This is a genomic window from Micromonospora sp. NPDC004336, from assembly GCF_053602615.1.
Window position 1 is genome coordinate 48009 of the sequence record NZ_JBSGDY010000017.1, and the last position, 15894, is coordinate 63902.

Annotated in this window: 12 protein-coding genes; 6 read left to right on the forward strand and 6 right to left on the reverse strand. The window is 73.6% G+C overall.

The features are described from left to right. Nucleotides 1–30: 30 nt before the first annotated feature. On the forward strand, nucleotides 31–1230 hold the full coding sequence (locus tag ACWENR_RS06550; protein ID WP_452276042.1) for a citrate/2-methylcitrate synthase: 1200 nt from the start codon (nucleotides 31–33) through the stop codon (nucleotides 1228–1230). A gap of 573 nt (nucleotides 1231–1803) precedes the next feature. After that, nucleotides 1804–2793: an ArsR/SmtB family transcription factor gene (locus tag ACWENR_RS06555; protein WP_452276043.1), complete on the forward strand. Its 990-nt coding sequence runs from the start codon at nucleotides 1804–1806 to the stop codon at nucleotides 2791–2793. A 6-nt stretch (nucleotides 2794–2799) separates the two neighbouring features. On the opposite strand, the gene ACWENR_RS06560 is transcribed toward ACWENR_RS06555, so the two are convergent. Next, on the reverse strand, nucleotides 2800–4779 hold the full coding sequence (locus ACWENR_RS06560; protein ID WP_452276044.1) for an ABC transporter ATP-binding protein: 1980 nt from the start codon (nucleotides 4777–4779) through the stop codon (nucleotides 2800–2802). 223 nt (nucleotides 4780–5002) lie between these two features. Then, nucleotides 5003–5173, reverse strand: coding sequence for a hypothetical protein (locus tag ACWENR_RS06565; RefSeq protein ID WP_452276045.1), 171 nt, complete (start codon nucleotides 5171–5173; stop codon nucleotides 5003–5005). A 219-nt stretch (nucleotides 5174–5392) separates the two neighbouring features. On the opposite strand from ACWENR_RS06565, the gene ACWENR_RS06570 reads away from it, so the two are divergent. The 3 genes from ACWENR_RS06570 to ACWENR_RS06580 are packed head-to-tail and all read left to right on the forward strand — an operon-like array spanning nucleotide 5393 to nucleotide 10572. Further along, entirely contained in the window at nucleotides 5393–8494 is a 3102-nt protein-coding gene (locus tag ACWENR_RS06570) for a lantibiotic dehydratase (RefSeq protein WP_452276046.1), read from the forward strand. Next, nucleotides 8491–9855 carry a lanthionine synthetase C family protein gene (locus tag ACWENR_RS06575; RefSeq protein ID WP_452276047.1) on the forward strand — a complete coding sequence of 455 codons (1365 nt, stop codon included), beginning with the start codon at nucleotides 8491–8493 and terminating at the stop codon, nucleotides 9853–9855. The genes ACWENR_RS06570 and ACWENR_RS06575 overlap by 4 nt, the downstream gene beginning before the upstream one ends. A gap of 54 nt (nucleotides 9856–9909) precedes the next feature. After that, the gene (locus tag ACWENR_RS06580) at nucleotides 9910–10572 is read left to right on the forward strand and encodes an HAD family hydrolase (protein WP_452276048.1); all 663 of its coding nucleotides are present in this window, start codon (nucleotides 9910–9912) and stop codon (nucleotides 10570–10572) included. A gap of 21 nt (nucleotides 10573–10593) precedes the next feature. Here the strand turns inward: ACWENR_RS06580 and ACWENR_RS06585 are convergent, their stop codons facing one another. The 3 genes from ACWENR_RS06585 to ACWENR_RS06595 all read right to left on the reverse strand — a co-directional run bounded on the left by ACWENR_RS06585 (nucleotide 10594) and on the right by ACWENR_RS06595 (nucleotide 14057). Continuing rightward, nucleotides 10594–11337: an N-acetyltransferase gene (locus ACWENR_RS06585; RefSeq protein WP_452276049.1), complete on the reverse strand. Its 744-nt coding sequence runs from the start codon at nucleotides 11335–11337 to the stop codon at nucleotides 10594–10596. Between the two features lie 60 nt (nucleotides 11338–11397). Beyond that, complete coding sequence (locus ACWENR_RS06590) at nucleotides 11398–12096, reverse strand: hypothetical protein (RefSeq protein ID WP_452276050.1); 699 nt, start codon at nucleotides 12094–12096, stop codon at nucleotides 11398–11400. Between the two features lie 137 nt (nucleotides 12097–12233). Next, on the reverse strand, nucleotides 12234–14057 hold the full coding sequence (locus ACWENR_RS06595; RefSeq protein ID WP_452276054.1) for an AMP-dependent synthetase/ligase: 1824 nt from the start codon (nucleotides 14055–14057) through the stop codon (nucleotides 12234–12236). 578 nt (nucleotides 14058–14635) lie between these two features. On the opposite strand from ACWENR_RS06595, the gene ACWENR_RS06600 reads away from it, so the two are divergent. Then, complete coding sequence (locus tag ACWENR_RS06600) at nucleotides 14636–15136, forward strand: TraR/DksA family transcriptional regulator (RefSeq protein ID WP_452276051.1); 501 nt, start codon at nucleotides 14636–14638, stop codon at nucleotides 15134–15136. Nucleotides 15137–15160: 24 nt separating this feature from the next. Here ACWENR_RS06600 and ACWENR_RS06605 read toward each other — a convergent pair whose 3' ends face one another. Beyond that, complete coding sequence (locus ACWENR_RS06605) at nucleotides 15161–15781, reverse strand: hypothetical protein (protein WP_452276052.1); 621 nt, start codon at nucleotides 15779–15781, stop codon at nucleotides 15161–15163. Nucleotides 15782–15894 lie beyond the last annotated feature (113 nt).

The following is a 15894-nucleotide window of genomic DNA, read 5'->3' on the forward strand; positions in this document are numbered from 1 at the left end:
TTGATCCAGTCAACATGAGAGCATGGCCACATGCCCGCGGACCAGCTGCTGACGACCGCCGAGGTGGCGCACCGCCTGCGCGTCAAACCGGAGACGATCTACGCGTACGTCAGCCGTGGGCTGCTCGCCAGGGTCAAGGTCCCCGGCGAGCGGACCAGCCGCTTCCGGCTGGCCGACGTCGAGCGGCTGGCGGCCCGCACCCGGGCCACCCGCCCCGAACGCGACGCCGCACCCGCCATGCGCACCGCCACCACGTTGATCGCGTACGGGCGACTCCACTACCGGGGGCTGGACGCGGCGAAGCTCGCGCCGGTGACCCCGTTCGAGGAGGTGGCCCGCTGGCTGTGGACGGGGCAGCGGCACCGCGAGGTCTTCACGGCCTCCGCGGAGACCCTGGAGCGGGCGCGGCAGGCGGCCCGCCACCTGCCGGGCCGGGCCCGGATCTTCGACCGGCTGCCGGTGATCGTCGCCGTCGCGGCGGCCATGGACCCGCTGCGCTTCGACCTGGCGCCGGCCACCGTGACGGCGCTCGCGCCCGCGCTGCTGTCCACCATGGTCGACGCGCTGCCCCTCGCCGGCGACGCCCCCGCCGACGACGGCCTGGCGGCCCGGCTGTGGCCCCGGCTGACGGGCGTGCCGGCGTCCGAGGCGGGGCTGCGGGCGCTCAACGCCGCGCTCGTCCTGCTCGCCGACCACGACCTGGCCGCCTCGACCATCGCCGTACGCGTGGCGGCGTCGACCCGGGCCAACCCGTACGCGGCGGTGCTGGCGGGCCTCGGCGCGCTGGACGGGCCGATGCACGGCGCGGTCGGCGGCAGCGTCCACCGGATGGTCGAGGCCGCCCTGCGGGACGGGTCGCCGACCGTGGTCGCCGAATGGCTGCGCACCGGCGGGCTGCCCGGCTTCGGGCATCCGCTCTATCCGGCGGGCGACCCGCGCGCTGCCGCCCTGCTCGGTCTCGTCGCGCGACTGCCCGTCGGGGGCGGGCTGCGGCGGACCCTCGACGACCTGGTCGCGACGGCGGCACGGCGGGACGCCCTGCCCAACGTCGACTTCGCCCTCGCCGCCCTGGCGCACGCGGCCGGCATGGGCCCGGGCGCGGCGGAGGTGATCTTCGCGGTCGCCCGGACGGCGGGCTGGATCGCGCACGTCGTCGAGGAGTACGCCCAGCCGAGCAACCGGTTCCGGTGGAGCAGCGGCTACACGGGTCCGGTTCCCGAGCCGGCGTGACCCCGGCCGCTGCTACCGGCAGTGCCCGCGCGCGTCAGCCAATGTCCGGTAAGGAGTGCGTCGGCCGGCTGCGCCATTTCGGTGGGCGGCCGAAGTCGAGATTCGCGTGATGTTGGGTGCAGTTTGCCGGTCTGTCTCATTTGCCGCGGGCGGCGGGCATTAGCCGGGGGTCGGTGGACGGTTACTGCGGGGCCCGCGTGTTCGTGGCATCCGTGCTACGGTCATTCAAGCGCATGCACGACACTCTATCTCTGAGAGTGGCGTCCCACCGCGCTGCGAATTTCTGGGCGTGTAGATCGTTGAGCTTTCGCCATGCGATACGGGGGTTTCCTGTGGCAGATAGCAGAGTCATTGCCAGATTTCGGCGAATACCCGGCACTACGGTTCTTGCGGCTTTGTCGTCCGGCGGCGGCGAAAGCATGCATTCCGTTCCCGCGGCTTCCCCCCATGCGATCCGTTGGCACCGTCGCCCGTTGTCGGGGAATTGGGGCGTCCGACGTTATGACGCACGGGTCGCGCCTGCGCGGGGCGCCGAACATGCCCGATGAGTCCTCGGGGGTCGACAGTGCCGGCGTGCGGATAACCACCAGCCAGTTGTGGGAGACGCTTTCCAGCCTGACGATTCTTCGACGCCACCGCAACCGAGCCCCATGGCCCTACGCGCGCTGGTCCCAACGGGCCTACCAGATCCTCCAGCGCAGTCCACAGTTGGCGGCCGTGCGGTGGTGGCAGGCGCAGGACCAGGCTCCCTCGCCAGTGGTCGTGCGACCGTTGACCGCCGCCACCGGGCCCGCCCTGCGCAAGGAGTTGGCCGCCCTGCGTTCCGGCGCGGACCCGGTGCTGGCCGAATGGCTGGCCGGGCGCGTCCCGCGCGACGGGGCACCGGCGATGCCTGACCACCCGAGCGTGGCGCTGCACCGGCTGGCCGACGGGTTCGGCGCGTACTGGCAGCTGGCGCTGGCGCCGTTCTGGAACCGGATGGGCGTCCTGCTCGACGACGAGCTGTTGCTTCGGGCCAAGACGCTGGCGACCGAGGGGCCCGCCGCGCTGTTGACCCGGGTGTCGGCACGCCACGGCGCCCAGTGGTGTCGTCGCGGTGACTCCCGGGCCGACCGTGGCCACACCTACGTCATGCCGCTGATCTTCCACACCGGCGCTCCCGCGACGTTGACGGACGACGCGGGAAACCTCGTGATCGTCTACCAGGCCGGCGGAGTGGCGGCCTTGGCGGAGGCGGTCGGCGACCCCGGCGAGGTCTCGGCCCCGCACGCCGGGGACGGGGTCCCGTGCAAGCTCGGCGTACTCATCGGCAGAGGCCGGTCGACGGTGCTGAAGGCGGTGGGTCACCCGAACACGACGGCGGGACTCGCCGACGAGCTCAGGCTCGCTCCCAGCACCGTCTCCGAGCACCTGGCCACCCTGACGGAGGCGGGGCTGGTGAGCCGGCGCCGGGTGGGCCGCCATGTGCTCTACGAGCGCAACTCCGTGGGAGCCGCGCTGGTCCGGCTGATGGACGGATCTCCGTCCCGTGCCGGGCTGGACCTCGTCCACGATCAGCCATGAGACCCCCTATCCGGCCGTGGTGTCGGCGGCGGCCAGGGAGAGGCCCTGGTCGGGACGGCGGGCGAACTGGGCGGCCTGCAGGCGATACATGTCCGCGTATCGCTGGTTGGCCCGCATCAACTGATCGTGGTGCCCGTGCTCCACGATCTCGCCGCGCTCGAAGACATAGACCCGGTCCACCCGCGACAGCGCGGCGAGCCGGTGCGTCACCAGCACGACCATGTGTCCCTGCCTGGCCAACTCGATGGTCCGGTCGAAGATGTCGATCTCCGCTTCCGGGTCCAACGCGGACGTCGGCTCGTCGAGGATCAGCAGCTGCGCGCCCCGATACCAGGCCCGCGCCAGGCCGATGCGCTGCCACTGGCCGCCGGAGAGGTTCGTTCCGCCCCAGAACTCCGGCGCGAGCAGCGCGTCCCAACCGTCCCGAAGCCTGTCGATGACCTGGTCCGCCCCGGTCGCCTCGGCCGCGGAACGCAGGCGGCCCGCGTCGGCGGCGATCTGCGAGCGGCCGATCGCCACGTTGGCGGAGGCGGTGAAGGGCCACTCCACGGGCTTCTGCGCGACCAACGCCACGTGGTCACGGAGTGTGGCCCTGTCCAGCTCGCTCGTGGGCACCCCGTCCCACTCGACGCTGCCGGCACTGGGCAGGTAGAGCCCGCTGAGCAGCTTGACCAGGGTCGACTTCCCGGAGCCGTTGGCTCCGACCAGGGCCACGACCTCACCGCGTCGCACGGTGAAGTCGACGCCGCGCAGCACCGGCGTGGGTGAGCTGGGGTAGCGGAAGGTCAGGGCCCTCGTGGCGATCGTGGCGGGTGCGGCCGTGACCGGTTCCCCGCCCCCGCCGTCGGACAGCTCCTCGGCGCGCTGGCACGCCTCCTCCCAGTCGGAGACGTAGAGGGTGTCCTCGAAGAGTTGCTGACCCTGGATGAGCAGGGAGCCGATGCTCATCGTCGCCGACCGGATGGCGAGCGCGGCGGTCGCCGCGAAGGCGAGGGGGATCTGCCCCTCGACAGCCGCGAAGATCAGAAGCCCGTAGGTCAGCATCATCGCGCCGCCGGCGGCCGCGCTCGTGGCCATCTGGACCCGCGCCTCGCGGTTCGCCAGCGAGATCTCCTCCGCCACCGACTCGAGCGAGAGCCGGTCGTGGTGGCCGAGCAGGAAGCGCTGCACCCGGTGGGCGCGCAGCTCCTCCGCGGCCTCCCGGGTGGTGAGCAGCCGCGCCAGTATGTCCAGCTGCCGCAACAGGGGCTGCCTGCGGCGCATCGAGGCGTGCCACCGGCCGGCGATGTGGATCGACGCCCACGCCCGCGGCACCAGGGGGAGGAAGAGCAGGGGCAGCAGCCGCGGGTCGAGCACCACCAGGACCGAGCCCACGGTCACCACGGAGATCAGCCCGCTGCACATCTGCACGCTGCTGTCGATCACCCGCTTGAGGGCGTCGACACCGCGCCGGCCCGCCGCGACCAGGTCGTTGACCTCCGGGTCCTCGACCGCGCTGAGCCGTGCGGACGCGACCTTGCCGAGCAGTTCGCTCTGGGCCGCGTGCGCGACCCGGGGGGCCAGGCGCCCCGAGAACCGGAGGCTGACCGATCTGAAGGTCCCTCCGCAAACCGACGCGGCGACGACGACCAGGAGGGGCGGCAGGAGCGTCGGCAGGCTTCCGTCGCGGGCGATGAGCCCGGTGAACAGGTCGCGCAGGGCAAGCAGGTTGACGGCCATGACGACGCCCGACAGGAGCTGGCAACCGACGACGAGCACCAGCGCGACCCGATCCACCGACCAGCTCCACCGCAGCACCATCGCAACGATGTGCGGCAGGCGACGGACCATCGCCGCCTTGTCCGCCGAGCGTGCCCGACGCCAGTCCTCCGGGGCCAGCCGGATTCCCGCGCCGAACAGCGCGTCCCTGTGCGACGCGTCCTTCGTGGCCGTGTCCGTCGCCCCGTCGTCGGGCGCGGACCCGCCAGTCGTCGCGTCCTGTGCCACGGCCGGCCGGCCTTCCTGGCGCAACCGCACCATCACCACCACATCCCAGGAATCGAGGAGCAAATCTGGCAGGAACCTGCGATCAGGTTGAATGGCAGGGAGCCGGCAGAGCGGCCGGCCGTGGGTACCACATGCCCAGACACAATTAGCGCACGTGTCCGGCGAATCGATTACCGCTGCCCGACCCGGTTCGACGTCGCAAACCGGCGGGCGGATGGTTCAACTAGCCCGCGCAGCGAGGGCACTCGTACGCGATGGTGACCGTGCCGCAGGTGTAGGCGCAGGTGTTCATGCAGGTCGCGAAACACGTCCAGAACGTGATGGAGTCGGGGCCCGCTTCCGCGCCCGTCGCCTGGACGCTGGTCGTCCGCAGATCGAGGTCGAACTCTCCCATTACCACTACCTTTCTCGTGTTGCGTCGGTCAATTCACGGAGGTGCCGGCATGGTTCTCCTCCGAGGATGCAACGTAGTGGCGCGGTAGGCGACCGCGCCATAATTCGGCCGCCGCCGAATATTCGTAAGGGTGTTGACCCGCGCTGTTCGCCTCGTGTAGCCAGTTGTTTGGCGGTCGATCGACGAAAGGCTAATGCGGTGACGGCGACTGGTGCAGACGTGACGAGCGAGGGGTTGGTGACCGCGGAGGCGTCGATCGGCAGGCTGGCCAGTCTGCCGGTGCACCATCCGACGCCCGTGCCTCCGGACGACCCCGACGACGCCGGCGCCGTCCTGGCGTTTCTCCGTGCGGTGGCGGCCGATCCGGTGCTCGCCGAGGCGATCACGGTCTCCAGCCCGTCCCTGGCGAGGACGTTGCGGGACGTGGCCGGGGCGCGCCGGCTCAAGCCCGCGAAGCTGCGGCGGGCCTGCTTCGCGACGATGAGCTACCTCTCCCGGGCGACGCACCGCACCACCCCGTTCGGCCTGCTCGCAGGCGTCTGCCCGGTCGCTCTCGGCGACGAGCCCAAGATCCGGATCGGCACCGGGCACGCCAAGTTCGCGTACGCCGACTACGGCTGGCTCGCCGGGCTGATGCGCGCCGTGCGCACCGATCCCGCGGTGCTGCCCACCCTCTCCCTGATCGCCAACGATCTCTGCCACGTCCGCGACGGCCGCATCGTTCTCGCCCACCTGCCCGTCGACGACGCGCAGGCCAGGAGCCGCGACCTGGAGCGCACCGTCCGGTGTACCCGGGCCACCGCCCTCGCCATGGCCACGGCGCGCACCCCCGTCCGGTACCCGGACCTGCTCGCCGTGCTGCGGTCGGAGTTCCCACAGGTGGAGCCGGCGGTCATCGCCCGGGCGATCGCGGGGCTGGTGGAGAGCGAGTTCCTGCTGACCGACCTGCTGCCGCCCGCGACCACGGCGGACTCGTTGCGCCACATCGTGGACCGGCTGCCGCGCGACCATCCCGTCCGAGGCGCGCTCGCCGACCTCGACGAGCGGATCCGCGAATACTCGGCCACCGCGATCGGCGGCGGCCGGGACTCGTGGCGGGACACCGCCGCACGCGCGGACTCCCTGCACCACGCGGAGAACCTCCTGCAGGTCGACCTGCGGGTGGACGCCGAGATCACGCTCCCTCGCGAGCTCGGCGCCGAGGTGGCGGCGGCGGTCTCCTTGGCGTGGCGGCTGCAGGACACCACGACCGACGCGGCGTCGGCGTTGGCCTCCTACCGGCTGGCCGCCGTCGAACGCTACGGCGCGGGCCGGCTGGTGCCGCTGCGCGAACTGCTCGACCCGGTCGTCGGCCTGGGGCTGCCGGACCACTACGAGGGCCACCGCCACGACGCGAAGGAATCGAAGCGGCGCGACCGCGCACTCGTCGCCCTGGCCCAGGAAGCGGCGTTCACCGGTCAGCGTGAGGTGCTGCTCGACGAGGCGCTGGTGGCGCGGCTGGTCAACCGCGGCGGGAGGCCGGGCCCGGCCGAGAGCGCCGAGGTGCTCGCCGAGGTGCTCGCCGACGACGACGAGGCCCTGCGCACCGGCAACTACCGCCTGGTGGTGACGAACGCCGGCAGCCGACCCGGCGCCATGTTCGGCCGGTTCCTCCACGCGGTCGGCGAGCTGGCCGACCCCGTGGCGCATCGGCTCCACGACCTGCACACCGCGTCGCCGGGCGGTACGGCGGCCGTGCCGGCCCAGGTGTGCGTGCCGCCGGGAACCTCGCGGTCGTTCAACGTGCTGCGTGCCCCCCTGCTCGCCGGCAGGGCGATCTCCATCGGCGGCGGGCTGGGCTTCCCGGGACCGGAGACCACGGTGAGCACGCTCGACGACCTGGCCGTCGCGGCGTACCACGACCGGATGGAGGTGCACTGCACCCGCACCGACGCCCAGCTCCTGCCGTTCGCCCCGCACGCGTTGAACCCCGCGCAGTTGCCGCCCGCGGCCAGGCTCCTGCTCGACATCGGTGCGCAGTCGGCACCACCCGTCATGCCCTGGTACTGGGGTGCGGCGGCCAACGCGCTGCCGTACCTGCCGCGCATCCGGCACGGCCGGGTGGTGCTGTCCGGCGCCCGCTGGATCCCGGACGCCGCACTCGTCGGCAGCGACCTGAGCTGGGAGCGGTGGCGCGCCCGCTGGCAGGAGTGGAAGCAGCGCTGGCGCGTCCCGGACGTCGTCTACCTGACCTTCGCCGACCATCGCCTGCGGGCCGACGTACGCCGCGAGGCCGACCTGCGTATGGTGCGGACCGAACTCGACCGCAAGCCGGGTACGGCCGTCTACGAGGAGCCCGCGGGAGGCGAGTACGGCCGGGGGTGGTCCGCCGGGCACGCCAACGAGATCGTCTTCGCCGTGCGGGGAAGGAGACCGGGCGGGCGGGTCGAGGACGATCGGCGGCAGACGCAGCGGTCCCTCGCGCCCGCGGCCTCCGCCGCGTACCCACCCGGTGGCGAATGGCTCTACCTCAGCGTCCTCTGCCCCGCCGCGGTGCAGAGCCAGATCCTCGCCGCGCACCTGCCCGAGCTCCTCGACCGGGCCCGCGAGCTCTGCGACCGGTGGTTCTTCCTCCGGTACGCGGAGGACGGCCGGTCGTCGCTGCGGATCCGGTTTCACGGGGACCCCCGAAACCTCAACGGCAGGTTGCTCCCGGAGGCGCACGCGTGGCTGTCCGTGCTGCGCGCCGCAGGGCTCGCCGAGGAGATGATCGTCGGCACCTACCGTCCGGAGATCGGCAGGTACGGCGGGCCGGCCGCGATCGTGGCCGCCGAGCACGCGTTCGCGGCCGACTCCGAGCTGGCTCTGGAGCTGACCGCGTTGCTGGCCGACGGGCAGCTGGACGTGCCACGCGAACTGCTCGCCGCCGCCAACCACCTCGACCTGGTGCGCACTCTCGCGCCGGACGACTGGAACACGTGGCTGGTCGAGGCGTACCCGAAGGACGACCGGCAGCACAGGACCTTCCAGGCGCACCGCCGCCGCGCGCTGGAACTGCTCGACCCGGCCGACGACTGGGCCGCCCTGCGCGAGGTTCCCGGTGGCGAGCGGCTGCGCGACGCATGGCGGCGGCGCGCGCCCAGGGTGGCCGCGTACGGACGGCTGATCCGCGACATGGTCGCCGACGGTCGGCTGTCGCCGGACCGGACGGAGTTCAGCTCGCTGGTGCACCTGTCGCACAACCGGCACACGGGAACCGACCGGGACGTCGAGAGCGCCACCTACGCCGTGCTGCGCGGGTTCGCGCAGGCCCAACTAGACAAGGACCGGCACCTGTCATGACAACGACCAGCACGGGCGCCGTGGCGCTCCGGCGGGACGCCGCGGCCGCCGTGGCCGAGATCGCCGCCCGGCTCGACGACCCGGAGCGCGTGGCCGCTCTCAGCCGCGCCTCCGAGGAGGCCGCCACAGCGACCGGGCAGCCGTACAACCAGCCCTGGGCTGCGCTGGGGCTGGCCGACAGCTACGTCGGTGTCGCACTGCTCTTCGCCGAGCTGGCGCAGGCCGGAGAGGAACCAGACGACCACCACCGGAAGATCGTGCACGACTACCTCTCCCACGCGCTGCACAACCCGCAGGGCGTCCCGGCGAGCGGGCTGGGCCTGTACATGGACGCCGTGTCGATCGCGTTCGTCGCGACCTGCGCCGGGACGCGAACGGGCGACTTCCGGCAACTCTGCCGGCAACTGGACGAACTCATCGCGGCGGACGCCGGCACCAACATCGGGCGCATCCGGGCCACCCTCGACGAGCGGGGCAGGGTCGGCCTCAGCCCCGACTACGACGTCATCTCCGGGATCACGGGCCTCGGCCGGCTGCACCTCATGCGGCACGTCCGGCACGGAGGCCCGCGGGTCGGGCTCGACGCCATTCTCGGCCTGCTCACCGACGTGACGACGGCACCCGACATCACGGTCGACGGAATGTCGGTCTCGCGCTGGTACTCGCTGGACCGGATCGGTAAGTGGCCGGACGAGCCCGGCGTCCTCAACCTGGGCATCGCCCACGGCATCGTCGGCCCGCTGGCGCTGCTGTCCTTCGCGCAGCGCGACGGCGTGACCGTGCCCGGCATGACCGAAGCGGCGGAGGGCATCGTGCGCCTGCTCTTCGAGCACCGGATGACCGACGAGTTCGGCGCGTGCTGGCCGGCCGGGGTGAGCATTCAGGGCGGCGCGCCGGTGCCCTACTCGGAGGGACGCATGCGGGACGCGTGGTGCTACGGCACGTTCGGCGTCGTGCGGGCCCTGCAGGTCGCGGGCGAGGCCTTCGGGCGGCCGGACTGGGTCGAGGAGGCCGTCGCCGCGGCGAACGGGGCCCTCCGCGCCGCCGAGGCCCGGCCCGAACTGGTGACCGACTTCGCGCTGTGCCACGGCTGGGCCGGGATCCTGCACACCGTGCAGTGCATGGCCGTCGACACCGGAGACGCCGAGCTGGCCGCGGGCGCCGAACGCATGGCGGGGAGGGTGTTGGGCGGCTTTGAGCCGGACAGTCCGTTCTGCTACGTGGAGAGGAGCATGCCGCCGGTGGCGGCCGACCGGCCGGGGTTCCTTCTCGGCGCGTCGGGGATCGCGCTCGCGCTGCACGCGTTCGCGACGGGCCGGCCCTCGGTGACCACGTGGGACGCCGCGCTGATGTTCAACTAGGCCGCACGCGCCCCGAGCCGATGCGTCGCGTGGTGCAGCTGGCATCCTTGGCCCGTGTTCCCAGCTGATCCTGTAGGCGCCGTCTTCTTCGACGTCGACGGCACCCTCGTCCCGGGGACAAGCTCGTCGGTCTTCCTGGCGGGCTTCCTCGGGCACCGTGCGGAGTTGGCCGAGGCTGAGGACGCGTACGCCGCCGGAGTGTTGGACAACCGGCAGGTCTCGGAGCTGGATGCCGCGGGGTGGGCAGGGGTGCCCGAGGGGCTGGTTCGTGGCTGGCTTGCCGGGCTTCCCCTGGTCGCGGGTGTCGCGGAGACCGTGGCGTGGTGCCGGCGGAACGGTCTGGTGCCGGTGCTGGCGACCCTGGCCTGGTCCCCGGTCGGCAGCTACCTGGCCGACCGCTTCGGTTTCCACACGTTCAGCGGGCCGCGGTTGGAGACCGCCGAGGGACGGTTCACGGGACGCGTCGCCCGCCACTTCGACGAGTACGACAAGCGGGACTTCGCTCTCGCGCGGGCGCGAGAGCTGGGGTTGGACCCCCGCTCGTGCGGGGCGGTCGGCGACAGCCGGTCGGACCTGCCGCTGTTCGCGTCCGTCGGGCTGAGCGTGGCGTTCAACGCCTCGACCGGCGCGCGGACGGCGGCGACGGCCACGGTGGACGACGACGACCTGCGGGCTGTGCTCCCGCTGCTGAGCAAGTTGGCCGCCACCGCTCGTTGACGGCGGCGGGCGCCCGTCGGCCTACAGGCGGTGCCGGACCCAGACGTTGGGCTCGACGTAGACGGCGTGGTCGTGTGCCACGTCGCAGTGCACGGGCACGAGGGCGCCCGGCACGTGGACCGGTCCGCTGGTGTCGAACGGCAGGCCGGTCCAGCGCCGCCAGTCGGCGAGCGTCCCGGCGATCGTCATCGAGCGGGTGGCGACGCGTTCGACGCGCCCGCCCGCGCGGACGTGCACCCGCAGCCACGGGTCGACCGGCAGGCCGTCGTCGCGGACCTGCGCCGCGTACCGCGTCATCGGCAGGTCCGGCTGGGTGTGCTTGCCGCTCGGGCGGACCGGCGCGACCAGCGTGTCGTAGCCCTGCTTCGCGACGGTCTCGCGCATGGCGGCGAGCATCAGCGCCGACAGCCCGGTGCCGCGCCGGTCCGGCCGGACGCAGATCTCCAGGGCCGAGACGATGTTCGGGGTGGCGCCGGCGAGGCGGTTGACGGTGGCCCGCTGGATCACCCGGTCCCAGCCGCCGTCGGGCAGCTCCGCCTCGGTCCAGCGCAGCGGCACGGCGTACGCCCGGGCGACGGCGCGGCCGGGCTCGGCGGTGTCGACGGCGGCGAACACGAACTCGGGATACAGGTCGTGGGCGACGCCGTAGTACACCGCGCCCATCGGATCCCAGAGCATGAATGGCGGCCACGCCCCGTCGAAGTCGTCGTCGAGCAGCGGTGCGAGGTCGGGGCGGTCCGCCAGGGTCACGATGTCCAGAGCCACGGCGGCACCGTAGAGGACCGGGACCGCGCGTCGCACCTCGAATTCGGCGCGGATCGTCGCCTACGCGCCGCCCGTCGCGCTCGTCGCGCCGCCGGCCGGCTCATGATCCGGTACGGGGGCGCGGTCGCCGGGGTCGTACGAGTCGCTGAACAACGCCTCGCCCTTGACCAGCCACGCGACGGCGAAGGCGAACACCGCCACCGCCACCGCCTCGCACCAGAACAGCGGCTTGAGCGTGTCGCGGACGGAGTCGGGCAGCGCGTTGCTCGCCACGGCGAGGACGATGGCGGCGACGATGATGCCGCCGCAGGCGCGGTAGACGCCGTTGCGGGCCCTCGTCCGCCGCGTCGGGCGGACCCCGGGGCCGGCCTGCGGGAACAGGAAGACGCAGAAGACGGCCAGCAGCACGAACAGGGCGGCGGCCGCGACCTGGTGCAGCCGCCCGATCGTGACGTCGGTGGGCGTGAGCGCGGCCCGCGGGACGCCCGTCGCGGCGGGGAACACCGCCACCGCGATCGCCAGCGTCCCGGCGATCGAGCTCAGCACGTCGTCGAGCCTGCGGTAGCGGTAGCAGATGAGGAAGACGCCGATGGCGCACATTCCGCCGACGAAGACGTCCCGCATGTCCGTGTGGTACGACGCGCTGATCGAGTCGAGCGGGGCGAAGTCGCCGGTGAGCAGGCCGTTGCCGATCGTCAGCACGATCGGCAACGCGATGCCGACCGTACCGATGCCGAGGCGGAGACGGCGGAGGGTCACGGCATCCTGCGGCGGTCTGACGGGCGCGGACATGGCGTCTCCCCACTGCGGCGACGGCGCCGGCCGGGGTGGGCGGGCCGGCGGTGCTGTCGCCACCAGTGGAGTCCGTCCGACGCCGGGTGTCAACGAATCGCCGGTCAGTGGCCGCCGTAGAGCGCGTCGACGTCGGCGGCGTAGCGTTCCTGCACCACCGCCCGGCGCACCTTGAGCGTGGGGGTGAGTTCCCCGTCGGTCTCGGTGAGGTCGCGGGGCAGGACGCGGAACTCCTTGATCTGCTCCGCGTGGGACACGGTGCGGTTGGCGCGGTCGATCGCGTTCCGGATCGCCGCCCGCAGCGCGGGGGAGTCCCGCAGGTCCGACACCGAGGCGTCCGGGTGGCCGTGTGCCGCCCGCCACCGGGGCCACGCCTGCGGGTCGACGGTGACCAGGGCGGTGAGGTAGGGCCGGCCGTCGCCGATCAGCACGCACTGGCTGACCAGCGGGTCCGCCCGTACCTGGTCCTCGATCGGGGCGGGGGCGATGTTCTTGCCGGCCGCCGTGACGATGATGTCCTTCTTGCGCCCGGTGACGCGCAGGTAGCCGTCGTCGTCGAGTTCGCCGAGGTCGCCGGTGCGCAGCCAGCCGTCGGTGAACGTCTCGCGGGTGGCGTCGGCGTTGTTCCAGTAGCCGGGGAAGACCACCCCGCCCCGGGCCAGGATCTCCCCGTCCTCGGCGATCGCGATCTCGACCCCGGGCAGCGGACGACCCACCGTGCCGATCCGCATCGCCGTCGGCGTGTTGGCCGTCAGGGCGGGCGAGGTCTCGGTCAGCCCGTACCCCTCGACGACGGTGAGACCGGCGCCGCGGAAGAAGTGGGCGAGCCGCTCGCCCAGCGGCGCTCCGCCGATGATCGCCACCCGGCAGCGTCCGCCCAGTGCCGCCCGCAGCCTGCGGTAGACCAGCACGTCGCAGAGCAGATGCGCCAGCCGCAGCGGGGGCCGGGGTCCGCCCCGGGTGTCCAGCGCGCGGCTGTACCGCACCGCGACCCGGTCGGCGATCGTGAACAGCCAGCCCCGGTGCCCGTCGGCGGCCTTCCGCCGCGCCCGGTCGTAGATCTTCTCGAACATCCGCGGCACGGCCAGGACGAACGTGGGACGGTACCGGCGCAGCTGGTCCAGCAGGCCGCCGATGTCGGCGCTGTGCACCATGGTGGCGCGCGCCTGCACCATGCCGACCTGGACCATCCGGGCGAAGGCGTGGGCCAGGGGCAGGAACAGCACCGTCGACGCCCCCGGGCGGAACAGCTGCGGCAGGACCGCGGTGGCGTTGCCGACGTCCAGGGCGATGTTGCCGTGCGTCAGGACGCAGCCCTTCGGCCGTCCGGTCGTGCCGCTGGTGTAGACGATCGTGGCGATGTCGCCGGCCGACACGTGCCGCCGGCGGGCCGCCACCTGCCCGGCGTCGACGGCGCGGCCGGCCCCGGCCAGCCTGATCAGGTCGCCCGCGTCGATCCGCCACGCGTGCCTCAACGCCGGCAGGGCGGCGCGCAGGCCGTCCAGCGTCGCGGCGTGCTCGGCCGTCTCCACCACACAGGCGACCGCGCCGGAGTCGGCGAGGATCCACGACAGCTGCTGCGCGCTCGACGTGTCGTACACGGGGACCGTCACCGCGCCGACGGACCAGAGCGCGTAGTCCACCAGGGTCCACTCGTACCGGGTGCGGCTCATCAGGCCCACCCGGTCGCCCGGCTGGACGCCGGCGGCCACCAGGCCCCGGGCCACCGCCTGCACGTCGTCGCGGAACTGCCGGCAGGTCACCGTGGTCGCGCCCCGCCCGGAGCGGCGGACCGGCCAGGACCGGGGGTCGGGGTCCGGCCGTACGAACTGGGCCTGGTCCGGATCGCGTTCGGCGTTGTGCCAGACCACCTCGGCCAGGCCGAGTTCGACGTCGGTGACGACCGGCGCGACCGCCATCTCCCGCACGCTCACCCACCCACCGTCAGTTCACGTCGCTGAGAGTTCGATGATGCGGCCGCCCCGGACGGCCGGTCGCGCGAACGGCGAAACCGCGCCCTGCCGGCGTCGCGGCGTGGTAGCCGCGCGTACGCACCGTCCGCGCCGCCCCGGGCGCGGCGCGTCCGGCACCGTGCCGGCGGGGCGCGGGACGTCTCGGCGCCGACGCGGAAGGGTCCGCGATGTGCCCGCTGTCGCAGGTGGTGGCCGATCCGCGGACGGCCGGTCTATGGTGTCGCCGTGATCGTCCGCCGCCCGCTCCGGCAGCCCCGCTCCTCGGCGCTGCGGGCCACCGCTGCCCGTTGGGCGACGCCGTCGTCGGGCGTGCGGACCCACCTCGTCGCGGACGCGACCGTGCGTCGCCTCGTCGTGTCGGCGGTCGCCCTCCTGCGGGGCGCCGGCACGCCGATCGTCGCGCCGCCGACCCGGCGGGCGCCCGGCCAGCGCCGCCCGCCGCCACCCGGCCGACATCGACATGTCCGGCACCGGCGGGCGGAGCGCACAGGCGCTCCGCCCTTTCTTTTCACCCCGAGCGGGAGGAACCCTTCGTGTACGTCGTGAGCAGGCAGGACGAGTTGGGCGTGCTGCGCATGGTCCTGGAGGAGCAGTACGAGCGGCACAGCACGCAGTTGGCGCTGCTGGACCGGCAGGCCCGCCGCACGTGCGCCGACGGGGCCGACGTCGAGGCCGCCTCCGCGCTGACCGCCGCCACCCGGCGGGCCCTGGGCGACATCGCCCGGGCGCTGCACTACCTGGAACAGGGCGGCTACGGCGCCTGCGAGAGGTGCACCGGCGACATCGCCATCGAGGAACTCGCGCACCGGCCGTCGGCGCGGTTCTGCGCCACCTGCCAGCCGGAACAGCACCTGCAGCTCGCCCACGGCACGCCCACCGCGCCCGCCGCGATCCACACCGCGCCAGCCGCGATCCACACCGCGCCCGTGGCGGCCCCCACCGCAGCCACGGCCGCTCGCGCCGGCGGCGCACCGTCCGAGGGCTCGTGGCCGAAGGCCGGGCCGCCCTCCTGGCGCCGGATCCACGACCGGTAGCCCACCGACCGAGCGGCGCGGGACCTACGCGGCGTCGGCCGCGACCTCGACGAACCGGGCGACCTGGAGCAGGTCCCGCGCGCGGAACCAGGCCACCGGGTCGTCGCGCCACACCTCGGGGCGCAGGCGCTCGTCGAGGGCGTCGACGGCGGCGGCCAGGAGCTGCCGCTGCGCCGCCGTCAACGCTCCTCCCGCCGCGAGGCAGGCGCTGACGCAGCAGTCCAGCCGCGCCTCGACCGGGTCGAGTGACGGCGGCAGCGCGGGCCGGCGTTCGCGTCGCCAGAACGCCAACGCGTGCAGCGCGCCCTGCCGGGGCGCGCCGTACCAGTAGCCGCGCAGGTGGTGCGGATTCGGGTCCCCGGGGCGCGGGCTGCGCTGCCCCCGGCGCTTGGCCGCGCTGCGGGCGGCGGCGTAGCGACGGACCTCGGCCCGCCTGGCGCGCCTGCTCGCGACGAGGGCGTCCAGCGCGCGGAGCAGTGCCGCCTCGTCGCGCTGGAACGGCCCCGCCAGCTCGCGCAGGAAGCTCAACGTGGCGTGGAAGCCGATCGGCCGGTAGAGCTGCACGCAGGAGCGCAGCGCCGACACCCGGTGCCGCTGGGGCAGGGCCGGATCGCGCACCCGGCGGGCGTAGGCGCTGAAACTCATCCCGGCGAGGGTAGGCGGAAGCGGTGGGGGGGGCGCGGCCCCCGGGGGGTGGGTGGGGGGGGGGGCGCCCTGCCGCGCACCCAAACGCCCCCCCCCTCCCCCCCGGCGGGGGG